The 22,116-nt window shown below is 72.2% G+C and carries 18 protein-coding genes; 4 read left to right on the forward strand and 14 right to left on the reverse strand.

Going from position 1 to position 22,116, the window contains the following annotated elements; genetic code table 11:
* The first annotated feature begins 169 nt into the window (after positions 1-169).
* Together U8525_RS09655 and U8525_RS09660 are read left to right on the forward strand one after the other, a co-directional pair.
* Positions 170-805, forward strand: coding sequence for a hypothetical protein (locus U8525_RS09655; protein ID WP_374264011.1), 636 nt, complete (start codon positions 170-172; stop codon positions 803-805).
* A complete protein-coding gene (locus U8525_RS09660; protein ID WP_374264013.1) occupies positions 806-1,261 on the forward strand; it encodes a hypothetical protein in 456 nt (151 codons plus the stop codon). It abuts the gene before it with no gap.
* On the opposite strand, the gene wzy is transcribed toward U8525_RS09660, so the two are convergent.
* Entirely contained in the window at positions 1,258-2,823 is a 1,566-nt protein-coding gene (wzy, locus tag U8525_RS09665) for an exopolysaccharide repeat unit polymerase (RefSeq protein WP_374264015.1), read from the reverse strand. The two genes, U8525_RS09660 and wzy, sit on opposite strands and share 4 nt — an antisense overlap.
* Before the next feature lie 57 nt (positions 2,824-2,880).
* On the opposite strand from wzy, the gene epsH reads away from it, so the two are divergent.
* Entirely contained in the window at positions 2,881-4,191 is a 1,311-nt protein-coding gene (gene epsH / locus U8525_RS09670; protein ID WP_374264017.1) for an exopolysaccharide biosynthesis glycosyltransferase EpsH, read from the forward strand.
* Between the two features lie 60 nt (positions 4,192-4,251).
* Here epsH and epsU read toward each other — a convergent pair whose 3' ends face one another.
* The 10 genes from epsU to glp all read right to left on the reverse strand — a co-directional run bounded on the left by epsU (position 4,252) and on the right by glp (position 15,739).
* Complete coding sequence (gene epsU / locus U8525_RS09675) at positions 4,252-5,463, reverse strand: exopolysaccharide biosynthesis GT2 family glycosyltransferase EpsU (RefSeq protein WP_374264019.1); 1,212 nt, start codon at positions 5,461-5,463, stop codon at positions 4,252-4,254.
* Positions 5,464-5,519: 56 nt separating this feature from the next.
* Positions 5,520-7,013, reverse strand: a complete 1,494-nt coding sequence (gene epsV / locus U8525_RS09680) for a PCP family exopolysaccharide biosynthesis protein EpsV (RefSeq protein WP_374264021.1) — start codon at positions 7,011-7,013, stop codon at positions 5,520-5,522.
* Positions 7,010-7,417, reverse strand: coding sequence for an exopolysaccharide biosynthesis response regulator EpsW (gene epsW / locus U8525_RS09685; protein WP_374264224.1), 408 nt, complete (start codon positions 7,415-7,417; stop codon positions 7,010-7,012). Before epsW ends, epsV begins: the two co-directional genes overlap by 4 nt.
* Before the next feature lie 23 nt (positions 7,418-7,440).
* On the reverse strand, positions 7,441-7,617 hold the full coding sequence (locus U8525_RS09690) for a hypothetical protein (RefSeq protein WP_374264023.1): 177 nt from the start codon (positions 7,615-7,617) through the stop codon (positions 7,441-7,443).
* Positions 7,618-7,627: 10 nt separating this feature from the next.
* Positions 7,628-8,947 carry an exopolysaccharide export protein EpsX gene (epsX, locus tag U8525_RS09695; RefSeq protein ID WP_374264025.1) on the reverse strand — a complete coding sequence of 440 codons (1,320 nt, stop codon included), beginning with the start codon at positions 8,945-8,947 and terminating at the stop codon, positions 7,628-7,630.
* A 3-nt stretch (positions 8,948-8,950) separates the two neighbouring features.
* On the reverse strand, positions 8,951-9,586 hold the full coding sequence (gene epsY, locus U8525_RS09700; protein ID WP_374264026.1) for an exopolysaccharide export protein EpsY: 636 nt from the start codon (positions 9,584-9,586) through the stop codon (positions 8,951-8,953).
* A 15-nt stretch (positions 9,587-9,601) separates the two neighbouring features.
* Positions 9,602-11,155 (reverse strand): exopolysaccharide biosynthesis flippase, encoded by a 1,554-nt coding sequence (wzx, locus tag U8525_RS09705; RefSeq protein WP_374264028.1) that lies wholly within the window; start codon positions 11,153-11,155, stop codon positions 9,602-9,604.
* Between the two features lie 110 nt (positions 11,156-11,265).
* Positions 11,266-12,738 carry an exopolysaccharide biosynthesis polyisoprenyl-phosphate hexose-1-phosphate transferase EpsZ gene (epsZ, locus tag U8525_RS09710; RefSeq protein WP_374264030.1) on the reverse strand — a complete coding sequence of 491 codons (1,473 nt, stop codon included), beginning with the start codon at positions 12,736-12,738 and terminating at the stop codon, positions 11,266-11,268.
* 293 nt (positions 12,739-13,031) lie between these two features.
* Positions 13,032-14,489, reverse strand: coding sequence for a formate dehydrogenase accessory sulfurtransferase FdhD (gene fdhD / locus U8525_RS09715; RefSeq protein ID WP_374264032.1), 1,458 nt, complete (start codon positions 14,487-14,489; stop codon positions 13,032-13,034).
* Positions 14,486-15,739, reverse strand: a complete 1,254-nt coding sequence (glp, locus tag U8525_RS09720; protein ID WP_374264034.1) for a gephyrin-like molybdotransferase Glp — start codon at positions 15,737-15,739, stop codon at positions 14,486-14,488. The genes fdhD and glp overlap by 4 nt, the downstream gene beginning before the upstream one ends.
* 156 nt (positions 15,740-15,895) lie before the next feature.
* Between glp and U8525_RS09725 the strand changes: the two genes are divergently transcribed.
* On the forward strand, positions 15,896-16,507 hold the full coding sequence (locus U8525_RS09725) for a molybdenum cofactor guanylyltransferase (protein WP_374264036.1): 612 nt from the start codon (positions 15,896-15,898) through the stop codon (positions 16,505-16,507).
* Positions 16,508-16,513: 6 nt separating this feature from the next.
* Here U8525_RS09725 and nrfD read toward each other — a convergent pair whose 3' ends face one another.
* The 3 genes from nrfD to fdh are packed head-to-tail and all read right to left on the reverse strand — an operon-like array spanning position 16,514 to position 21,766.
* Complete coding sequence (nrfD, locus tag U8525_RS09730; protein ID WP_374264038.1) at positions 16,514-17,719, reverse strand: NrfD/PsrC family molybdoenzyme membrane anchor subunit; 1,206 nt, start codon at positions 17,717-17,719, stop codon at positions 16,514-16,516.
* Complete coding sequence (locus U8525_RS09735; RefSeq protein WP_374264040.1) at positions 17,716-18,516, reverse strand: 4Fe-4S dicluster domain-containing protein; 801 nt, start codon at positions 18,514-18,516, stop codon at positions 17,716-17,718. The genes nrfD and U8525_RS09735 overlap by 4 nt, the downstream gene beginning before the upstream one ends.
* Positions 18,517-18,520: 4 nt before the next feature.
* Positions 18,521-21,766, reverse strand: a complete 3,246-nt coding sequence (gene fdh, locus U8525_RS09740) for a formate dehydrogenase (RefSeq protein WP_374264226.1) — start codon at positions 21,764-21,766, stop codon at positions 18,521-18,523.
* Positions 21,767-22,116 lie beyond the last annotated feature (350 nt).

Here is a 22,116-nt window from a genome sequence, read left to right on the forward strand (position 1 = left end):
AAGGACCGCAGCGCCGCGCTGTCCGGCATCGGCCGGGCGCTGGAGCACCTGCCCGCCGCCGAGGCCCCCGAGCTTCGTATCCGGGCGGGGTAGGCTTTGAATTCTGGTTTTATTGCTTAGGCCGTGTTATTTGCTTTCCCGGTTCCCCTCGTGGGGGCGGTGAAACGGGATGCGCGGACGGAATGCGTGGAGCGTGGCCGTGGCGCTGCTGGTGGGCTGCGCCGGCACGTCCTACTTCCAGAGCGGCCGGGAGACCCTCTTCGGCCAGCGGGGCGAGCGGGTCTGGGTCAAGGGCCCGTGGCCCGCCGTGCGCCCCTCCTCGGATGTGGACGAGGTCATCGACCAGCTCTGCCCGGCGGTGATGGCGCTGGACCGGGCCCGGGAGCGGGACTACGGCCAGGAGTACTGCGGGCTCATCTACTCGCTGGGCGGCGGGGAGTACTACGCGAGCTGGCCCTCGCCGCTGGGGCGCACGACGCTGGTGGGCGCGGACCTGCACCGCAAGAGCTGCAGCGTGCCCAGCGCCGTGCGGGATGACCGGGGCCTGCCCTCCACGCTGGCGGACTTCCACAGCCACCCCTGGTTCCCCTCCGGCATGTCCCAGGAGGACCGCTGGGGTCAGTCACAACGCTGGACCCTGCGCATCCAATTTGATGCAGGATGCACCGTGACCAAGCTGATCCCCTACAAGGGCGAGCACCGCCCGGGAGAGGTCTATTTGCGGCAGGGCAAGGCGTGGAAGCTCATCGGGTACATCCATGAAGCGGACAAGGACACGGGCTTCATCACGCCCGTGGAGGACTAGATGGGGCGCCAGGGTTCGTCATCGCGGCGGGTGTTCGTGAAGCGCGGGCTCGCGGCGCTGCTGGTGTTGCCCCTCTGCGGCTGCGCCCTCTTCGCGCGGCCGATGCGCCCGCCCCGCGCCTCCGACGAGGAGGCGGCCCGCTTCCAGTTCCCGCTGGACCTGCCCGCGGAGGGGCGGGCGCGGACGCCCGCCCTGGTCGCGGCGGCGACGCAGCTGGCGATGGATGACTTCCGCCCGCTGGACCTGAAGCCGCACAAGGGCGCGACCGCGGACGAGCTGTGCCTCTACCGGCGGGACTCCTTCGACGTGTGGACGGCGCCCGGCCCGGAGGGCGTGATGTTCGTGCGCTTCGTGCCCCGGCAGGACGCGTGCAACGCCGAGGGGCCCGTGACGGACGCGAGCGCCACGTACGCCATCGACACGCGCCAGTGGCGCATCCTCGCCATCCAGCGCTAGGCCGGCGTGGCGCCCGGGGGCGGGGCCTCCTCCGGCGCCGCGCGCGTCAGGCCCAGCACCTTCTCCCGCTGCGGCCACGGCCACGCGCCGGTGACCATGGCCAGCTTGCCCGCGAGCACCGAGCACACCGCGACCTGGAACGTGCAGATGTACGAGATGATGCCCATGTCTCCGAACACCTGGTTCAGGTAGGACGCCACCACGCCCACGATGACCAGGCACGCGGTCCGGTGCTCCGCCGCGTACGCGCGATGGTACGAGCGCGCCGACAGGTACACCGTCACCACCAGGTACATCCACACGCCCGTGAACCCGAACCACCCGCCGAAGGCCAGGAGGCCCAGGAGCGAGTTGTGCGGGTGGAAGCGGTACGTGGGGAACACGAACGCGATGTTGGGCAGCGGGTAGGGCTCCAGGAACTCGTGCCCGTAGCCCGTGCCGAACACGGGGTTGGTGTTCCACGTGGCGATGAGGTTGAGGTTCTCGATGTCGCGGTAGTCCAGCTCTCCTTCGGCGTGCTGCCCCTCGATGATGGAGCGGAAGGTCTGCACCGGCTTGAACACGCCGCTGTTGGAGCTCCACCCCGCCAGCATGTAGACGACCAGGAGCGGCGCGCACGCGATGAGCCCGCGCGTGACCAGCTTCTTCAGCGGCGTCCACGGGTTGAACAGGTACGCCGCGGCCAGGCCGCCCACGAGGCTCACGTACGCGAGCCGGCGGTCGTTGAAGAACATCCCGATGAACACCAGGAGGATGATGAGGAGGCCCCGGATGGCGTGGCCGGACCTGGGCCGCTCCAGCCACCGCGCGATGCACACGGTGATGGCGAAGATGAACGTCATCGAGTCCGAGTGGCAGGTCGTGTACTCCACCTCCAGGTGCTGGGCCGGCACGATGGCGAGCGCGAAGTACGTGCTCACCGCGGACTTGGTGAGCGCCGCCGCGATGATGGTCTTCGCCACCAGGGGCCAGTCCTCCGGCCCGCGCAGGCTGTAGTGGTACATCATCCCCACCAGCGGGAGCACCGCCGCCTGGTGCCACTGCCAGAGCGAGTTCTTGATGTCCCCGCCCCGCGCGATGCCCCACACCTCCATCCACATGATGGAGAAGAACGACAGCGCCAGCACCACCACCAGCGGCCGGGGGATGGGCACCACCGGCGGGTCGATCTTCGACTTCGTGGCCCGCCGGTAGATGCCCAGCGCGATGGACCCCACGATGAGCCCGTCGATGAGCGGGAAGCGCAGGGCGCCAATGCCCACCAGCTCATGCATCTGGGTGAAGAGCAGCTTGCCCAGCGGGAAGAGCGGCGACGGCCAGAACATCGACTGGGGGCGCTCCGGCGTGTAGTCCACCGCGAGCACCAGGTAGAGCACCGTGATGCTCAGGTAGCGCAGCGGGACCTTCAGGATGACCCACACCGCGGTGACGGCCAGCACGGGCGCCAGGGTGACAATGGGGTCACCGTTACCCACGGCGGCCGCGCCCAGGGTGACGGCGCCCAGGCCCACGACCATGACGATGTACTGGAGCCAGGCGGCGGGCGAGGGTTGGAAGGCCATTCGAGCGAGGGGGGAGGCTATATCCCGGGCCCGGCTTGGGATAGATGCGGAGGGCGTATGGCTGGCACCCGACCCCGCGTCCTCTTGATTGCTGAGCTGTGCAACCCGGATTGGGTGAGCGTTCCCCTGGAGGGCTGGTCCCTGGCCCGCGCGCTCGCCGAGGTGGCGGACGTGCACCTGGTCACCCAGGTCCGCAACCGCGAGAACATCCTCAAGCAGGGGCTGGTGGAGGGGAAGGACTTCACCGCGCTGGACTCCACGCCGGTGGAGCGCCCGCTGGAGAAGGTGGGCGAGCTGCTCCGGGGCAGGGCGGGCGTCGGCTGGACCACGGCGACGGCGCTGAGCGTGCTGCCGTACTACTACTTCGAGGAGCTGCTCTGGCGGCGCTTCGGGGACCGCATCCGCGCGAGGGAGTTCGACGTGGTGCACCGCTACACGCCCATCAGCCCCACGACGCCCAGCACGCTGGCGGCGCGGTGCGCGGACGCGGGCGTGCCCTTCGTCATGGGCCCCATGAACGGCGGCCTGCCGTGGCCCAAGGGCTTCGGGGACGCGCGCCTGCGCGAGCGCGAGTGGCTGAGCTACGTGCGGGACGTCTACAAGCTGATGCCCTTCTACCAGTCGACGCGGAAGCACGCGGCGGCGCTGATGATGGGCTCGCGGGCGACGCGGGCGCAGCTGGCGCGGGAGTATCAGGACAAGGTGGTCTACATCCCGGAGAACGCCATCGACGTGCGGCGCTTCGGGGCCGCGAAGGCGGCGCCGCCGAAGCCGGGCGAGCCGCTGCGGGTGGCGTTCGTGGGGCGCTTCGTGCCGTACAAGGGCATGGCGATGCTCATCGACGCGGCGGCGCCGCTGGTGCGCGAGGGCAAGGTGCAGGTGGAGCTCATCGGCGACGGCGCGGAGATGGAGAACCTGCGCGCGCAGGTGGCGCGGGGCGGCCTGGAGCGCGGCGTGACGTTCGCGGGCTGGGTGAAGCACCAGGAGCTGCAGGGCCGCCTGTCGAAGAACCACCTCTTCGGCTTCCCGAGCGTGCGCGAGTTCGGCGGCGCGGTGGTGGCGGAGGCGATGGCGCTGGGGCTGGTGCCCATCGTGATGGACTACGGCGGGCCGGGGGAGATCGTCAGCCCGTCCACGGGCTTCGCCATCCCCATGGGCACGCCGCAGGAGATCGTCGAGCGCGTGCGCGGCGTCCTGGAGAGGCTGGTCGCGGATCCGTCGGTGATTGGGCCCATGGGGGAGCGCGCGAGGACGCGCATCTTCAAGCACTTCACGTGGAAGGCGAAGGCGGAGCAGGTGCTGGAGGTGTATCGCTGGGTGTCCGGCGAGCGCGGCCAGCCGGACTTCGGCATGCCGCTGGCGGACTGAGGGCCGCGACGGGCGCCTCCCCGCGTCGGCGCGGCGTCCGCCCCGGGCGTCGCCGCGCCGTCACCGCCGCTCCGCCTCGCGCGTGGTGCGCACCCACTCGCCGCGCTTCTCCGCGCCGGGGCCGCGCACCATCAGCCACACCTTCCACACCACGTAGAGGGGCGCCCACGCCAGGTCCAGCAGCCCGCGCGCGCCCACGCCGGACACCCACCAGCCGCGCAGCACGTACAGCGCCAGCGACGTCAGGCTGAACGCCGCCAGCGCGGACGCCGCCACCGCCGTGCCGCCGGACAGCCACGCCACCCCGGCCGCCAGCGCCGCGCCCGCCAGCGTCGCCAGCACCAGCTGGCTCAGCGGCGGCACCAGCACGTCCATGGCCAGGTCCAGCAGGAGCCCGCTCTTCTGCTTCAGCGCGTCGTCGAGCAGCGGCCACCCGTGCAGCCTGCGCATCTGCGCGCGGCCCCCCTCCCAGCGCTGGCGCTGCGAGCGGCTCTGCTTCTCCGCCGTGACCATCTCGCCCAGCACCTCCGCCTCCCAGGCGTAGTGCACGCGGTGCCCCGCGCGCGCCAGGCGGATGCCGTACTCCAGGTCCTCCACCACGCTGAACGCGTCGTGCGGCACCTGCTTCAGCACCGCGTGCGTGAAGCACATGCCGTTGCCGCGCAGGCCGCAGGACACGCCCAGCCGCTCGCGCCCCATGGAGCGCACGCGGTGGAACATCCCCAGCGCGATGGTCATCAGCCGCGTGCGCCACGACGCCGTGGGGTTCATCACGCCGTAGTGCGCCTGCACGCCGTGCGCCCCGTCCTCCAGCCGCCGGGAGAAGGCGTGCAGCAGGTTCGCGGACACCACCGTGTCCGCGTCCACCACCACCACCGCGTCCGCGAAGCCGTCGCGCTGGCTGTGCTCGAAGGCGTGCGCCAGCGCGTAGCCCTTGCCGCGCTTCTCCGCGTCCCGGCGCTCCAGCACCGTGGCGCCCGCCTCCCGGGCCTTCTGGGCCGTCGCGTCGGAGCAGTTGTCCGCCACCACGAGGATGCGCCGCAGGTGCGCCGGGTAGTCCACCGCGGACAGGTTCGCCACCGTCCGGGCAATGCCCAGCTCCTCGTTGTGCGAGGGGATGATGACGTCGAACTTCCGCACCGCCGGCGCCGGCGGCGCTGGCGCCGCCTTGCGCCCCGACAGCAGCGTCAGGAGCAGCAGGTAGCCGCAGCCCCCCACCACCGGCAGCAGTCCCACGCACAGCGCCACGTCCACCCAGGTCCAGACCGTCAAGACAGTGTCACCCCCGCGCTCGCGCCGTCTCCAGGGACCGCCGAGCGCACGAACCTTCAGCGCCGTTCCAGCTCCGCCAGCACCGGCAACTTGAGCAGCCGCTCGACCTGCCACCGCTCCAGGACGCGGCGGCGCAGGATGTCCAGCGCCACCGCCGCGAACACCGCCAGCGCCACCCCGCCCACCACGCCCGCGATGGCGATGAGCTTCGGGTTCGGCTTGGACGGCTTCTCCGGGAAGAGCGCCGGCAACAGCACGCTGTAGCGGTGCTTCATGGACGCCTTGGAGATCTCCAGCTCCGTCTGCGCCTGGTCCAGCCGGCGCAGCTTCTCCTGGTGCCGCATCACCACCATGCGCATCCGGTCCGTGGCCACCGCCACCTCCGGATCATCCGGCGTGCCCAGCATCGCGCCCGCCAGCGGCCCGCCCAGGCCCGCCAGGCTCGTGCCCTCCGTGGGCGAGTCCACGTCCGTGCCGCCCATGCGCAGGTACTCCTGGATGAGCGACTGCTCCTCGGTGCGCAGCGCCGTCAGCTGCGGCGAGTCCGCCTGCATCGCGGCCACGCGCTGCTCCAGGTCGACGATGACCGGGTGCTGCGGGGAGAAGACGACGCGCTGCTCGGCCAGCTGCGCGCGCAGCTCCGTGAGGCGGCGGGCGCGGAACTCCTCCACGTCGCGGATGGCGCGGCGCTTGGTCTGCACCAGGAACTTCAGCTGCGCGAGCGCGTGGTCCGTCTGGAGCAGCGCCTGCCGCGCGCTGGCCTGCTTGGGGTCCGCCTCCTTCTTCTTGCGGCGTGCCTCCGCCTGCTTCACCGCGCGCTCCAGGTCCGCGATGGCCTGCTTGATGTTCGCGGCCTCGTTGGCCACCTGGCCCTGGAGGATGTTCACGGACTCGGCGATGGCGCTCATCTCCGACTCGTGGCGCATGTCCAGGAAGTTCTGGGACGCGGCCTCCACGATGTTGAAGGCCATCTGCGGATCGCTCCAGTCCACCCCGATGGTGACCGTGCCGCTGCCGCCCTCCGCCATCACGTTGAGGCTGGTCTCCAGCATCGCGATGAGCGCCTCCTCCTTCTCCTCGTCCGTCAAGGGCGGCGGCGCCTTCTTCAGGTACTGCTCCTTCAGGCGGCTGAGCGGCGACCGCATGTGGTCCCAGTACTCGATGAGCTTCGCGTTCTTCACCACGGACTTCAGGTTGCCGCGGCTGAGCACCATCTCCCACGCGGCGCGCGTGGGCTGATCCGCCTCCACGGGGATGGAGCGGCCCGGGTTCACCAGCGAGGAGATGATGAGGTTGCGGTACGTCAGCATCCGCGTCTCGACGTGGTACTTGCGCGGCATCAGCTTCGCCGCCGCGGACCCCAGGCCGGCCATCACCGCGACGATGCACAGGCCCAGGAACCAGTGCCGGAAGATGGCCCTGCGCACGAAGCCCAGCCCGTCGAAGAGGAAGCCCCAGTCGATGAGGTCCGCCGGCGCGTTCGTCTCCTCGCGCTCGGGGACGTACGGCGGCGGGGCCGGGCGCGGCGCGCGAGGGGCGGGCGTGGTCACGCGCTGCTCCGGGGCGCCGCGGCCTTGAGCACCTGGCGCACGCGCTTCTCCAGCTCCTCGGGCGTGAAGGGCTTGCCCAGGTAGCCGTTGGCGCCGGCCTCCTCCGCGTAGGCCTTGTCCTCCGGCAGGTTGCGCGCGCTCACCATCAGCACCGGCACGTGCGCGATGGCGGGCGTGCGGCGGATGTGCTCACAGACGTCGTAGCCGGACACGTCCGGCAACGTCAGGTCCAGGCACACGAGGTCCGGCTTGTGCTCGCCGCTCGTCAGGTACTCCATGGCGGCCTTGCCGTTGGGCTGCTCCACCACGTTCTTCACGCCCATCTGCTCGAGCATGTCACGCAGCATGACGCGGAACATCGGAGAGTCCTCCACGAGGAGGACGGTGAGCTGTTGGAGCTCCATCACGTCTGACGCCTTTCCTTCCCTCACCCGAACCCGTACCTGGGCACGAGGACGAGCACGCCATATGCGTACGCCATGTTGAAGAGGGCCACCCACAGGATGGCCTTCTTCATCCCCCGCCAGGGATGCGGATCGCGCGCCGCCGCGCCGGGCAGCGCGATGGTGGCGACCAGGACTGACAGGAGGATGAGCTTCGCCATGGCGGGAGCCTCAGAGGATACCTGTTTTCTGGACGGTGAGGCCCAGCGTCGCGGACCACACCGTGCGGGCCGCCTCCACGTCGGGCGAGCGAGTCCAGGCCGCGCGGGTGTCCACTTCCAGCGTCACCCATCGGTTGAACGTCCAACCCGCGCCCACCCCGCCCACCACCTGCCGGTCCCCCACCGCGCCGCCCACCGCGAAGGCGCCGCCCCCCGTCCCGGAGAACCGGAAGCGCGGGCTCAGCGCCCAGGTGCCGTTCAACGTCAGGTCGGCCCTCGGGTAGACGAGCCCCGTCAGCCGGTCCACGAAGGGCGTCACCCGCGCGGCGAGCCGCCCGTTGAAGTCCGCCGTCCGCGACGGCACCCGGTGGGACACCGCCAGCGTCAGGTCCGGGAGCAGCTCCAGGCGCCGCGGCGGCTCCTCCGCGGGAGCCTCCCCGACCTGGAGGGTCCCCACTCGCCGCCCACCTGACGGGGCGCCCGCCGGCATTTCGGGGGCGCCCGCGGGCGCCTCCTCCGTGGCGCGCACGGAGTACGCCACGCCCGCGCCCACGCCCGCCTCCAGCGACGTGCGCCGGTCCAGCTGGTGCGTCCAGGCGCCGGTGAACGTCGTCACGGTGGCGCGCGCGCCGGTGGAGAAGCGCGAGTCCGTGTAGCCCAGCGTGGTGGACAGGGTGTGCCGGGGCGCGGGGGAGTTCCCCAGGGAGAGCTGCGCGCGCGGGCCGTACTGGAAGGGCACCGCCTCCTTCGCTGTGTCGTCCAGGCCGCCGCTGGCGGAGAAGCCCAGGCTGCCCGAGAGCCGCCAGCCCGGGCCCAGCCACACCGTCTCCGCGGCCAGCGTCGTCAGCGAGGACAGGAAGAACACCGTGTCCACGCCCTCCGGCAGCGGCTGGATGGGGACGTCCGTGAGGGGCGGCGTGTCCCCGGGCACCGTCGGGTCGTCGCCCACGCCGCCGCCCAGGGGCAGGTTGGTGAAGAGGTTCACCTGGCCCAGCACGAACTCCTGGGTGCCGTGCAGGGTGAGGCCGCGCGAGGGACGCCAGTCCCCCAGCAGCCGCCCCACGTGCTGCACCTCCGTGCGCGGGTTCGTGGTGGCTTCCCGGAAGGAGATGCGCGGCGCGTACTCCACCTGCGCCACCGCGCTGCCGTCGTCGTACTTGAGGCCCAGCGTGGGGACGAGGTCCATGTCCGCCGCCACCGGGGAGACGGCGTCGCCCGTGGCCTGCGCGTCCATGGAGCGCGCGCGGGTGTCCAGGCGGGCCGCGGCGCCGTACGTCACGGAGGCGGAGGCCACCTCCAGCCACAGGCTCGCGAGGGCCGCGTCCAGCACGGGCTACTCCACCACCACCACGTCGCCAGGGCGCAGGCGGAAGGCGGCCGCGCGGCCCTCGCCCCGGATGATGTCCTCGTAGCGCACGCGGATGCGCGTGGGCTGCTCCGCCTGCGGGTCGTCCCGGCGCAGCACGAAGATGCGGTCGCGGTGGGCGTAGTCGGTGAAGCTGCCCGCGGCGCCCAGCGCCTGGAGCAGCGTCGCGCCCGGGTCCAGCACGTGCGCGCCCACGTTGGCCACCTCGCCCAGCATCGTCACGGACATGGGGCGCGCCTCCTCCAGCGACACCGTGACGACGGGGTGGTTGATGAAGTCCTTGAGCCGCGTCTGGATCTGCTGCGCCAGCAGGGCGGGCGTGTGGCCGGCGGCCTCCACGTCGTCCAGGAAGGTGAGGCTGATGTTGCCGTCCTCGCGCACCCTGGCGCGCGTGGTGAGCGCCTCCTGGCCAAACACCTTCACGTTGAGCACGTCGCCGGGGACGATGCGGTAGGCCTCGTCCGACGCGACGGGCTTCTCCTGGTACTCATCCACCCAGGTGTACCGGCCCAGGCCGGCGCACGCGGGGGCCAGCAGGAGCAGCCCGGCGCACGCGAGCGCGCGGGAGACGGGGCCGCGGAATCGGGACGGGCGGATGGGCATGGCGCTCGAGGCTCCTCACGCGGCGGGGGCGGCCGGCACGGCCACCTCGGCACCATTACCACCGCGCTGCTTCGCCATGCGCACCACCTGCATCAGCTCGGCGGGACGCACGGCGCGGGTGCCCAGCACGCCCGCCACGTACGTGGCGGCCGTCAGGCCCAGCCGGGGCCACGCCTGCACGCCCGCCCCGGACAGCACCCGGTCCAGCACCCCGCAGGCGACGCACACCGCGGCCGTCTTCGCCACCATGAGGAGCGAACGCCGGTCGAAGGAGTTCCTTCCCATGCGGCTGAGGAACAGCACCGTGACGATGACCTCCGTCAGGAACATGGACAGCGCCGTGGCGGTGGCGCCGCCGGACGCGCCGATGCGCCCGTACAGCCAGGGGATGAGCGCCAGGTTGAGCAGCGGGTTCACCACCGCGCCCAGGGTGGCCGCCAGCGTCACCCACCACTCCTTGTTGGACATGGTGAGCCAGATGCTGCTGACCATGGTGACGTAGGCCATCACGAAGATGGGGGACAGCACGCGCAGGGGCAGCGCCGCGGGCTCGAAGCCGGGGCCGCACATCAGGCGCACCCACAGGTCCGCGCCCAGCACCATGGCCATCATCACCGGCACGGTGAACGCCAGCACGCCCTCCAGCGAGCGGCGCGTCAGCTGCGACAGCTCCTCCGGGGAGCGGGCCGCCGCGCGCGACATCATGGGCATCAGCACCCAGCCGAAGATGGGCGAGATGAGGAACGTGAGCCCCGCGATGCTGAACGCGCCGCCGTACCAGCCCACCTCCTCCTTCGACGCGAGCTTGCCCAGGAGCGACATGTCCGTGCGCCCGTTGCACGCCAGCGCCGCCGCGGTGAGGAAGAACGGCAGGCACGCCTTCATCACCTTCTTCGTCGCCGCGAGGTCGATGCGGAACTTCAGCCCCAGGTGCTCCTTCGCCAGCTTCCAGCTGATGACGAGCTTCACCGCCTCCGACAGCACCATGGGCACGGCCAGCCACTGGAGGCCCACGCCGAACGCCGCCATCAGCGCCAGGCCGCCGCCCCACACGACCTTGGTGATGACGTTGGACACGGACAGGCCCGCGACCTTGCCCTTGGAGTGCAGCAGCGCGGCCATGGACGCGTTGATGACGATGAGCGACTGGGCCACCGCGAACCACTGCACCAGGTGCTGCACCTCCGGGGGCTCGCCGGTGTGGTGGAGCACCAGCGCCAGCGCCACCATGAGGATGAGCGTCATCCCCAGCCGCAGCAGCATCGTGGTGCCGAAGAAGTCGCTCGCGTGCTCCGGGCGGACGGGGACCTCCTTGCGGATGTACGTCTCCAGGCCCAGGTTCGTGGCCACGAAGAACGTGGCGGCGAACGCCTCCGACCAGTTGAAGTAGCCGAACGCCTCCGGCCCCAGGTAGCGCGGCATCAGCGCGCGGATGCCCAGCGCGATGGCGTACGTCACCATCAGCGAGCCGCCGAGCTGCAGGGTGCTGCGCACCGCGCCGCGCACTTCGTTCGCACGGGCGCCGTCGTCGACTTCAGCGGAAGGGGAGGTCGGACTGTTCACGGACATGGAAGACGCGGCCTTCAGGGCTGCTGCGGACCAGGGGGGGAAGGCCCACCCCATGGAAAGACGAACGGGCCCGGCGCGTCAACGCCGGGCCCGGAATGACACCCCGGTCGCTAGCTCGCTCCGCGACCGGTGATGACCACCGGCACCGTCTGGAGGAGCAGCCGCAGGTCGCCGGTGAGGCTCCAGTGGTCGATGTACTGCATGTCCAGGTACATCCACTGCTCGAAGGAGATCTGGTTGCGGCCGGACACCTGCCAGATGCAGGTGAGCCCCGGGCGCACGGACAGGCGGCGGCGCTGCCACGTCTCGTACTTCGCCACCTCGCTGGGCACCGGCGGGCGCGGGCCCACGATGCTCATCTCGCCGCGCAGCACGTTGAGGAACTGGGGCAGCTCGTCGATGGAGAACTTGCGGATGAACCGGCCGATGCCGGTGATGCGCGGGTCGTTCTTCATCTTGAAGACGGGGCCGGTCTGCTCGTTCTGCGCGGCCAGCCGCTCCTTGAGCTCCTCCGCGTTCACCACCATGGAGCGGAACTTCAGCATGTAGAACGGCTTGCCGTGCTGCCCGGTGCGCAGCTGCTTGAAGAAGATGGGGCCGCGCGAGGTGAGCTTGATGGCCACCGCCACCACCGCGAACAGCGGCAGGAGCGCCCACAGCGCCACCGCGGACACCGCGATGTCGAACAGGCGCTTCATGGCCATCTGGTGCGGCTTGGGCGCCACCGCGGCGAAGTGCAGGTAGCCGTCCGACACCGCGCGGGACTCCACCGGGCGGGCGCGGTCCAGGCGGAACGAGTGCGCCGGCAGCGCGAACGGCACGCCGAAGCGCTCCGCCAGCTTGATGGCCGCCTGCATGGACTCGCCCTGCTTGAGGGTGTTGCCCGCGATGTAGACCTCGCTGACGGGCAGCGTGCGCAGGAGGCGCTCCAACTCGTCCGCCGGCCCCAGCACCTCCGCCGGCAGGCTGTCGCCGGAGGCGTGGTCCTCCGGGAAGCGCACGTAGCCCAGGATCTTGTGGCGGCCGCGCTGGAGCAGGTCCTCGCCCGTGTAGCGGCCCATGGCGCCGGTGCCCACGATGAGCACCTCCTCCGTGGGGGCCTCCTGCGAGGCCACCTGGCGGAACACGCCCAGGCGCAGGATCAGCGCCACCGGCCAGAAGATGAAGAGCAGCGGCGCCAGCCCCACGTGGGCCGCCGTGGGCATCGCCAGCTCCAGCACCGCCTGGATGGTGACCACCGCCAGCGTGGTGACGGACACCAGCGCCACGTGGTCCAGCTTGCTGCGCTCGGCGAAGCGCGAGTCGTACAGGCACAGCGCCGTGCCCGTGATGAGCCACACCAGCACCGCCGTCACCACCATGCTGGGCAGCTCCCAGCTCATGGGGAACGTCAGCCCCCCGCGCGTCCACGCGGAGCCCAGCAGGACCCCCACCATCAGCACCACGTCCACGGTGAGGTTCAGCTTCGCCGCGAAGCCAGGGGCCAGGCGCGGCGGATCGGTGACCTCGGCAGAGGCCAGCCCGCCCGTCGCCCCGGAAGCATTCACCTCGGCGCTTGCAGTCGCACTGCTCATCGTGTCCACCCCCCTCTGCCCGCTGTTCGGGTTTCGCAGAGGTTACCGTCTAGGCTAGAAAAGTTTAATCAGGAGGAAATGCAGATTGCCAAATAGTGCGTCGCGGCGCAACCACTGCTCAGCAAGAAAGACATGACTTCATGTGAAAACTGGATGGCTTCCACGTGCCATCCCCTCGCGTGCCCGCATGCCAGGACATTGTAATCTGACCGGGACACTGGATTCTCCAGTGGACCTGGGTGCATCGGACTGGCGGGTGAATGCATGTACGATGCCGGTCTGACAGTGGGAGGCCTGCCCCGCTATCGGGACGCGTCATGGCGGAGGTCATGAGGAAATCCCGTGGGTTGGGGTTGGGGCTCCAGGCGTTCTGTCGCGGTGTAGACGTTGCACCGCCCGTTCCTTGAGAACGCGGCGAGCGTCACGCCAGCACGCAGGGCCAGGTCGATGGCCAGGGAGCTGGCGGCGGACACGCTGACGACCACGGGGATGCGGGCGCGGGCGGCCTTCTGGACGATCTCGAAGCTGGCGCGGCCGCTGACGGCGAGGATCGCGGGGGCCGTGGGGAAGGGTGGGAGGGGCAGCCGGCGCGGGGCGCGCACGGCGCCGGCCAGGACGAGGGCGCCCACGGCCTTGTCCACGGCGTTGTGGCGGCCCACGTCCTCATGTGCGGCGAGCAACTCGCCGTTCGCGTCCAGCACGGCGGCGGCGTGGACGCCGCCGGTCCGCTCGAAGGCGTGCTGGATGGCGCGCAGGCGTTCGGTGGCGCGGGCCACGGTGCGGGCGGAGAGGACGGGGCCGGGGGGGACGGGGGCGCAGGTGGCCAGCAGGTCGTCCACGCTCCGGCGGCCGCACACGCCGCAGGCGGAGGTGGTGAGGGTGCCGCGGCGGGTGGTCTCCACGCGCTCCAGGTCGAGCCGGGCGCCTGCGGCGGGGACGACCTCCAGCGCGTTGCCGTAGCCCTCCTCGCCGGGGTGGCCGCAGTGGAAGAGGCTGCCCAGGTCGTCGCCGTCCTCCAGGATGCCTTCGGCGAAGAGGAAGCCCACCGCGAGCTCGCGATCATGGCCGGGGGTCCGCATGGTGGTGGCCACGGGGTCGCCATTCACGCGGATCTCCAGGGGCTCCTCCACGGCCACGTGGTCGTCCTCGGTCGCACGGAGCGTGTCGCCGTCGAAGCGGCGCACGGCGCGGTGGGTGACGCCGCGCGGCTCCGGGAGCGGGGGCTCCGCGGGGGGGCTCGAGGCGCGGACGTCCGGCCGCGTGGCGGTCTCGCCCAGCCACCGGGTGAGGAGGTCCGCGACGGCGCGCGCGGTGGCCGGCACGCGCGGGCGCGAGGCCACTGCGGGCGGGAGCTCGGGGGCGTCCGTGACCACGGCGAGCACGTCCGGGCGGGAGGCCGCGAGCGGCGCCTCCAGGCCCTCGCGCCACACCTCCAGCTTCGGGAGGGGGCCGTCCTTCCAGCCCTCCACGAGCACCAGGTCCACGCGGTCCGCGTCGCGCGCGAGGAGGGCGGGGGACAGGGGCCGCCGGGTGGTGAGCTGCGTGCCGTCCGGCGTGGCGAAGCCGGTGAGCACGGCGCCCGCGGCGTCCAGGCGCGCGGTGTCGCTGCCCGGGCGGTGGAGCGGGTGCGCCTCCGACGAGTGCTTCACGCAGGCCACGCGCAGGCCGCGCGAGGCCAGCTCCGGCAGCAGGCGCTCCAGGAGCGTCGTCTTGCCCGCCGTGGAGTGGCCGATGAGGGCGAGCGCGGGGGGCGACGTCACGCGGCCTCCACGGGGAGGAAGTCCGGCGCGTCGAAGTGCTGCACGTCCACGGGCTCGCCCCGGGCGAAGTCGGCGCGGCCGGCGGGGAGCACGGCCCAGCCCCGGGCCGCGACGTTCTGGAGGATCTGTCCGGCGCCCTGGGGGCGCAGGCGCGCCCACGGCTCGGCGCCGGGCTCGCCCGGCTCGAGCGCCGCGACGGTGACCAGGTAGGTGAGGCCGGCCTGCTTGTGGCGGGGCTCGGAGAGGCGGGCGCGGGTGACGCGGCGCTGCTCGAGGACGCCCTGGTGCTTGAACAGGAGGGGCCGCGCGAGCTGGTCGAACGCGACGGTGGCGGCGCCGGGGTTGCCGGGCAGGACGACGACGGCGGTGGCGCCCAGGCGGGCCACGGCCACGGGCTTGCCGGGCTTGAGCGCGACGCCGTCCACGAGGAAGCGCGCGCCCAGGCGGGTGAGGACGCGCTTCACGCAGTCCCTGTCGCCCACGGACGCGCCGCCGGTGGTGATGAGCACGTCGACCTGGGGCGCCAGCGCCTCCAGCCGCGCGAGCAGCTCCGCCTCGTCGTCGCGCGAGCGGGCCAGGTGGGTGACGTCCGCGCCGGCCTCGCGGGCCAGGGCGGCCACGAGGAGGCGGTTGCTCTCGAAGACCTGGTGGGGCTGGGCGGGCTGGCCGGGAGGGACCAGCTCGTCCCCGGTGGCGACGACGGCGACGCGCGGCGCGGGGCGCACGAGCGCGGTGGCCTCGCCCAGCGACGCGAGCACGCCGAGCACGGTGGCGTCCACGCGCTGGCCGGCGGGGAACAGGGGCGCGCCGGGCCTCACCTCTTCCCCGGCGCGGCGCAGGTCGTGGCCAGGGGGGACGGTGACGAAGATGTCCACGTGGGAGCCGTCGTCGGTGGGGCGCGCGGCCTCCTGGCGGACGACGGCGTCGGCGCCGGGGGAGAGGGGCGCGCCGGTGAAGACGCGCGCGGCCTCGCCGGGCTGGAGGGGGTGGCGCGGGAGGTGGCCGGCGTAGACGGTGTCGACGATGCGCAGGCGCGCGGGCCGGTCGCGGTTGGCGCCCCGGGTCTCCTCGGCGCGCACGGCCCACCCGTCCATGGCGGAGTTGTCGCAGCCGGGCAGCGCGCGTGACGCGGCGACGCCCGCGGCGAGGAAGCGGCCATGGGCTTCCAGCAGCGGAAGGCGAGCGGGGGCCGCGGGCGCGATGGCGTCGAGCGCGGTCCGTCGCGCGGCGGGGAGGGGAATCAGCGGCATGCGAGGGGGAGGGGGTGATGGACTCTACGACGGGCCGCGTGTGCCTTGTCCACGGGGGGCGTGGGGGAGGTGGTCGCTCTCTCCCCCTGGGGCCAGGCGAAGGTCAGGCAGTGAAGCGTTTTCCGAGCGAATGAGAGGAATGTAGGGTCGGCGGACATGGACGGATCCGCGACCTTTCCCGACGTGACGCTGGCCATCCTGGCAGGGGGGCAGGGGACCCGGCTGGGGGGCGTGGCCAAGGGGCTGCTGCGCGTGGGCGGGCTCACAACCCTGGAACGGCTGCGGGCGTTCGGGTCGCATTTCGCGGACAGCTTGCTGGTGGCGAACGCTCCGGAGCCCTACGCGCGCTTCGGGCTCCGCACGGTGGTGGACGTCGTGAAGGGGAAGGGCGCCCCGGGAGGGGTCCATGCGGCCCTGGGGGCGGCCCGCACGGAGTGGGTGTTCGCGGTGGCCTGCGACATGCCGTTCGTGACGGAGGCCGCGGCGCGGGTGGTGCTGGACGCGCGGGGGGCGGACGTGGACGCGGTGTGCATCGAGCACGATGGACGGTGGGAGCCGTTGTTCGCGGCGTACCGCACGGAGCGGGTGACGCGGTGGGGGGAGGCGCTGGCGGAGGACCCGTCCCTGCGGCGGGTGCTGCTGGGGCTCCGCACGCGGCTCCTGCCCGTGGACGCGCTGCGCGCGGTGGATCCGGAGCTGCGCGCGCTGGCGAACGTGAACACGCCGGAGGACTTGGTCCGCTATGGGGTCGCGCTGCCGGGGCGGTGAGCCCCGTCACGGCTCCGGCTGCGTCACCATGAACCGCGCGTAGGGCATGTCCTTCCGGGGCGCCGCGCCCTGGCCCAGCACGGGCAGCGGGAAGCTCAGCGGCTTCCCATCCGAAGCCTCCGTGTTCCCCTCCACCTGGGCCGCGCCCAGCCCCTGCCGCTGTCCCTGGAACGTGGCCTGCGGATTCCGCGCGGACGCCTTGCCCGCCTGGATGACGGCGTAACGCGCGGCCACCGCGCCCACCGTGGTCAGCATGTCCGCCGCCACCTGCTTCCACCTCGCCCGCCCCGGCAGCACGTCCACCCCCAGCCCCGCCAGGGAGCACGCCCGCGACAGCGCCCACAGCGCGCCCGACGCGCCCGCGCGCAGGGGCCTCCCCACCTCCAGCACCTGCCGCGCCTCCAGCTCCACGGCCTCGCGCGTGAACAGCTCCGCCACCTTGCCCGCGACGCGGAAGCGGCGCAGCACGCGCTCCTCCGCGTCCGTGTGCGGGAGCAGGGACAGCAGGCTCCCGGCGCTCGCCGTCGCGGAGGCCATGAAGAACAGCGGCAGCGTGCGCCCCACCTGCTGCCACAGCGGCACCGCCGTGTTGCTCACCAGCACCGCCGTGTACCCCGCGAGCGGCAGGCCCATCACCGCGCCCACCGTGCCCGCCGCACGCCCCAGGAGGCCCAGGGCCCCGGGCCTCCGCCGCAGCAGCAGCGCCGCGGAGTTCACCGCGCCCGAGCCCGCCAGCACCCACGACCCCATGCTCATGGGCGACGTGGGCCGGAACACGCGCAGCATGTTCAGGAAGCGCGACGGCCGGCCCAGGTCGTGGATCAACAGCCCCGCGCTCACGAGGTCCCCCGCCACGGCCACCGCGTGACAGCGCCCCGCCAGCCGCTCCAGCCTCCGGCCTCCCAGGTGCTCCAGCGTCACCCCGAGCACGCTCGACGCGCCCGCCACCCCGCCCACGTAGAAGTACGCCGGGACCGTCCAGATCCACAGCGGCTCCTTCAACACCGGCAGGCCGTAGTAGCTCGGCGCCCGCGCGCTGTCCGGCCCCGACCGCGAGGGCACCGTGGGCAGCACGTCCACCCCCCGCCGCGCCGGCTCCGGATCCTTCACCTCCTGGAGGGCGCCCTCGCCCTCCAGGATGCCCGCGCGCGCGTCGATGTTCCGCCCGTCCGCCTTGCGCTGGAGCTGGTCCAGCAGCGTGTCGTCGCTCATCCGCGCCCCTCCCGCCCGCGCGCCACCGCGCCCACCGCCACCGCCAGCATGCCCACCGCGCCCATCGCGACCGAGGCCCACGACCGCGCCGCCTTCTTCGTCGGCGCCACCGGGTCGGGCGGCAGGTTGTAGACCTCCGGCCTGTCCAGGAGCAGGAAGAAGGCGTTGAGGCCCCCCGTGCCCGGCTGGCTCTCCGCGTCCTTCCCATACAGGTACGCGTCCGTCATGCCCCGCTGGTGCAGGTCGCGCACCCGCGACTCCGCCCTCGCGTGCAGCGCGTCCAGGTCGCCGTACTGGATGGACGCCGTGGGACACGCCTTCGCGCACGCGGGCGTCATGTCGTCGCCGATGCGGTCGTAGCAGAGCGTGCACTTCCACGCGCGGCCGTCGTCCTCGCGCCGGTCAATCACGCCGAACGGACACGCGGACACGCAGTAGCCGCAGCCGTTGCACACGTCCGGCTGCACGTAGACCGTGTCGAACTCCGTGCGCACGATGGCGCCCGTGGGACACGCCTCCAGGCACCCCGCGCGCTGGCAGTGCTTGCACACGTCCGACATCATCAGCCACGAGAAGTCCCCCGCGCCCGACGTCTGCCCCTGGAGGGGCACCGGCCGCTCCACGAACGCCACGTGCCGCCACGTGGACGCGCCCAGGTGCGCCGTGTGGTCGTAGGACATCCCCGTGAAGTGGAAGCCGTCGTCCGGGAGCTGGTTCCACTGCTTGCACGCGACCTCGCACGCCTTGCAGCCGATGCAGAGCGTCGTGTCGGTGAAGAACCCCTTGCGGCTGCCCATGCGCCTATCCCTTCCCCTCGGGCTCCTGCGACTCCGAGTGGTCCGTGTCCCCGGGCGGCGTCACGTCGCGCGGCACCTCCGGCACCGTCAGCGGAGGCGGCGCCGCTCCCGCCGCGGCCCGCGCTCCCGAGCGCAGCCGCCCCGCCCGCAGGTCCGCCGTGAACGCCTTCGACTCCTGGATGTCCACGTTCTGATCCGCGACGAAGGACGTCAGCTCGTTGGCGCCCTCGCCGCGCACGCGCCCCGTGACGCCCCAGTGGTACGGCAGGCCAACCTGGTGCACCTGACGCCCCTTCACCTTCAGCGGGCGGATGCGCTCCGTCACGAGCGCCCGGCACTCCAGGTCCCCTCGCGCCGTGGCCAGCGTGCACCAGTCCCCGTTCTTCAACCCCTTCTCCCGCGCCAGCTCCGGGGAGATTTCACAGAACATCTCCGGTTGCAGCTCGCTCAGCCAGGACAGCCAGCGCGACATGCCGCCCGCGGTGTGGTGCTCGGTGAGCCGGTACGTCGTGACCAGGTACGGATAGCGGGGGTCGCCCCAGGCCCGGTGATAGGGGTTGTCCTTGCGCCTCCACTCCTCGCGCGTGGGGCTGCACTGCTGCGCGTAGAGCGGGTTGGGCAGCACCGACTCCATGGGCTCGTAGTGCGTGGGCAGCGGCCCGTCCATCAACCCGCTGGGCGCGAAGAGCCACCCCTTGCCGTCCGCCTGGAGGAGGAACGGATCATTGCCCGCGAGGGTCGCGAGCCCCGTCGCGCCCTCGGGCGGCCGGTACTCCGGCGGCAGGTCCGCGATGAAGTCCGGCACGTCCTCGCCCAGCCACTGCTTCTGGCCGGCGTCCCACCACACGTAGCGCTTGCGCTCGCTCCAGGGCCTGCCGTCCACGTCCGCCGACGCGCGGTTGTAGAGGATGCGCCGGTTGGACGGCCACGCCCAGCCCCACTCGGGCGCCACCCACGTCTGCTCCTGCCCCGGCTTGCGCCGCGCGGTCTGGTTGACGCCGTCCTTGAAGCAGCCCGAGTAGATCCAACAGCCGCACGCCGTGGAGCCGTCGTCCTTCAACGCCGTGAAGCCGTCCACCGGCTCCCCGTCCGCCACCGTGTAGCCGTTGATCTCCCGCAGCACCGCCTCCGCGGAGGGCTCCGCGTGCGGCCCGTGCGTGGGGTAGTCCCACGTCAGGTCCAGCAGCGGCGCGTCCTTCGGGTCCGTGGAGCCCGCGTACAGCTCCCGCAGCTTGCGCCCCAGGTGGTAGGTGAAGTGCAGCTCGCTGCGCGCGTCCCCCGCCGGCTCCACCGCCTTGTGATGCCATTGCAGCAGGCGCTGCGTGTTGGTGAAGGTGCCGTCCTTCTCCGTGTGCGCGGCGGCCGGGAAGAAGAACACCTCCGTTGGGATGTCCTCCGGCCGCACCTGCCCGGCCTGCACCTCCGGCGCCGTGCGCCAGAACTCCGCCGTCTCGATGAGGGTGAAGTCGCGCACCACCAGCCAGTCCAGGTGGCGCAGCCCCTTGCGCTGGAGCGCCCCGTTCATGCTGCCCACGGCGGGGTTCTCCCCCATGACGAAGTAGCCCTGGAGCTTCCCGTCCGCCATGTCCGCCACCGTCTGCATGTGCGAGTGGTTGCCCGTCAGCCGGGGCAGGTGCGCGAACAGGTAGTCGTTGTCCCGCGTGGCCCTGTCCCCGAACCACGCCTTGAGCAGCGACACCGCGTACTTGGGGAACTCCGTCCACCAGCCGCTGCCGGACTTGTTGTCGCGGAGGTACTGCTCCAGCGAGTCCCCGCCGCGGGCGCGCGGCATGGGCAGGTAGCCCGGCAGCAGGTTGTAGAGCGTGGGGATGTCCGTGGAGCCCTGGATGGACGCGTGCCCGCGCAGGGCGAGGATGCCGCCACCGGGCCGGCCGATGTTGCCCAGGAGCAGCTGGAGGATGGCCGCCGTGCGGATGTACTGCACGCCCACCGAGTGCTGCGTCCAGCCCACGGCGTAGCAGAACGCGCTGGTGCGCTCCGGGTTGGAGTTGTCACAGAGCGTCCGCGCGACCTCCAGGAGCAGCGCCTCGTCCACGCCGCACACCTGGGACACCACCTTCGGCGTGTAGCGGGAGAAGTGCCGCTTCAGGAGCTGGAACACGCACCGGGGATGCTGGAGCGTCTCGTCGCGGTGCTCGTCGTGGAGGTCCACGCGGTGGTCGTGCCCGCCGCCGCCCGCGCCGGGCTCGTCCGTCAGCTCCTTGTGGCCGGCCGCCGGCACCACGCCCGCCACGCCCTGGTACTGCCAGGTGTGGGGGTCATAGCGGTTGCCCTGCGGCTGGTAGCCGCTGAAGAGCCCCTCCAGGTCCTCCGTGTCCAGGAAGCCCTCGCGGATGAGCGTGGCCGCGTTGGTGTACTGCACCACGTAGTCGCGGAAGTACCGCTCGTGCTCCAGCACGTAGTGGATGAGCCCGCCCAGGAACGCGATGTCCGAGCCCACGCGGATGGGCGCGTAGAGGTCCGCCACCGCGCTGGTGCGCGTGTAGCGCGGGTCCACGTGGATGACCTTCGCGCCCCGGGCCTTCGCCTCCATCACCCACTGGAAGCCCACCGGATGGCACTCGGCCATGTTGGACCCCTGGATGATGATGCAGTCCGAGTGCTGCAGGTCCTGCTGGAACGTCGTGGCGCCGCCGCGGCCGAACGTGATGCCCAGACCGGGCACCGTGGACGCGTGTCATATTCGAGCCTGGTTCTCCACCTGCACGACGCCCAGCGCGCTGAAGAGCTTCTTGAGGAGGTAGTTCTCCTCGTTGTCCAGCGTCGCCCCGCCCAGGTGCGCCATCCCCAGCGTCCGGTTCACCCGCTGGCCCTTCGCGTCCGTCAGCTCGAACGTCGCGTCGCGCGTGCGCTTCACGCGCTCGGCCACCTTGTCCAGGGCCTCCTCCAGCGGGAGCGGCTCCCACTCCGTGCCGCCGGGGCGGCGGTAGAGGACCTGCTGCACGCGCTGCGTCCCCGTGACCAGCTGGAAGGTGGCGGCCCCCTTGGGACACAGCCGGCCGCGCGAGATGGGGGAGTGCGGGTCGCCCTCGATGTCGAGGATGCGACCGTCGCGCACGTGCACCTCCTGCCCGCAGCCCACCGCGCAGTACGGGCAGATGGACTTCACCACCCGGTCCGCGGACTTCGTGCGCGGCGCGAGCGCGCGGCTCCGCGCCGACATCGCCGTGTCGCCCAGCGCCCGGCTGTCTCCCCGGGCGAGCTGCCGCAGCACCGGCCAGCCCTTCATCAGGTCGCGGAACTTCAAGGCTGCTCCTCTCCATGGCCCGACAGGACGCGCACGTGGAACCGCGCCCCCAAGATGGGGATGCACCCGGGAGCGGACCAGTGCCGCCAGGCCCGGATCCACGTCCACGAGCGGACGCGAGGGCGGCCGGGCAGGCACGGCGCCGCGCGCCCGGCGGATCCGCCGCGGGACGGGGTGCGCCGCTTCCCTGCGTCATCCGGGGAAGGCCAGGAAGGACCTCACACGTCGTGAAACATGTGTCGCGGCGCGCGCCGTGGGCCATCGAGGACTCGCGATGGAGCGGGACCTGTGGAATCCTCGCGCCCCGTCAGGTCCCCGCCTGGTCCACTTCC

This window comes from Corallococcus sp. RDP092CA (assembly GCF_041903675.1).
In the GTDB taxonomy this organism is placed as follows: Bacteria; Myxococcota; Myxococcia; order Myxococcales; family Myxococcaceae; genus Corallococcus.

Bases quoted from the DNA above. Each gene is read 5' to 3' on its own strand.
- U8525_RS09655 (WP_374264011.1), top strand. From the start codon at position 170: ATGCGCGGACGGAATGCGTGGAGCGTGGCCGTGGCGCTGCTGGTGGGC.
- U8525_RS09660 (WP_374264013.1), top strand. From the start codon at position 806: ATGGGGCGCCAGGGTTCGTCATCGCGGCGGGTGTTCGTGAAGCGCGGG.
- wzy (WP_374264015.1), bottom strand. From the start codon at position 2,823: ATGGCCTTCCAACCCTCGCCCGCCGCCTGGCTCCAGTACATCGTCATG.
- epsH (WP_374264017.1), top strand. From the start codon at position 2,881: ATGGCTGGCACCCGACCCCGCGTCCTCTTGATTGCTGAGCTGTGCAAC.
- epsW (WP_374264224.1), bottom strand. From the start codon at position 7,417: ATGGAGCTCCAACAGCTCACCGTCCTCCTCGTGGAGGACTCTCCGATG.
- U8525_RS09690 (WP_374264023.1), bottom strand. From the start codon at position 7,617: ATGGCGAAGCTCATCCTCCTGTCAGTCCTGGTCGCCACCATCGCGCTG.
- epsY (WP_374264026.1), bottom strand. From the start codon at position 9,586: ATGCCCATCCGCCCGTCCCGATTCCGCGGCCCCGTCTCCCGCGCGCTC.
- wzx (WP_374264028.1), bottom strand. From the start codon at position 11,155: ATGTCCGTGAACAGTCCGACCTCCCCTTCCGCTGAAGTCGACGACGGC.
- glp (WP_374264034.1), bottom strand. From the start codon at position 15,739: ATGCCGCTGATTCCCCTCCCCGCCGCGCGACGGACCGCGCTCGACGCC.
- U8525_RS09725 (WP_374264036.1), top strand. From the start codon at position 15,896: ATGGACGGATCCGCGACCTTTCCCGACGTGACGCTGGCCATCCTGGCA.
- nrfD (WP_374264038.1), bottom strand. From the start codon at position 17,719: ATGAGCGACGACACGCTGCTGGACCAGCTCCAGCGCAAGGCGGACGGG.
- U8525_RS09735 (WP_374264040.1), bottom strand. From the start codon at position 18,516: ATGGGCAGCCGCAAGGGGTTCTTCACCGACACGACGCTCTGCATCGGC.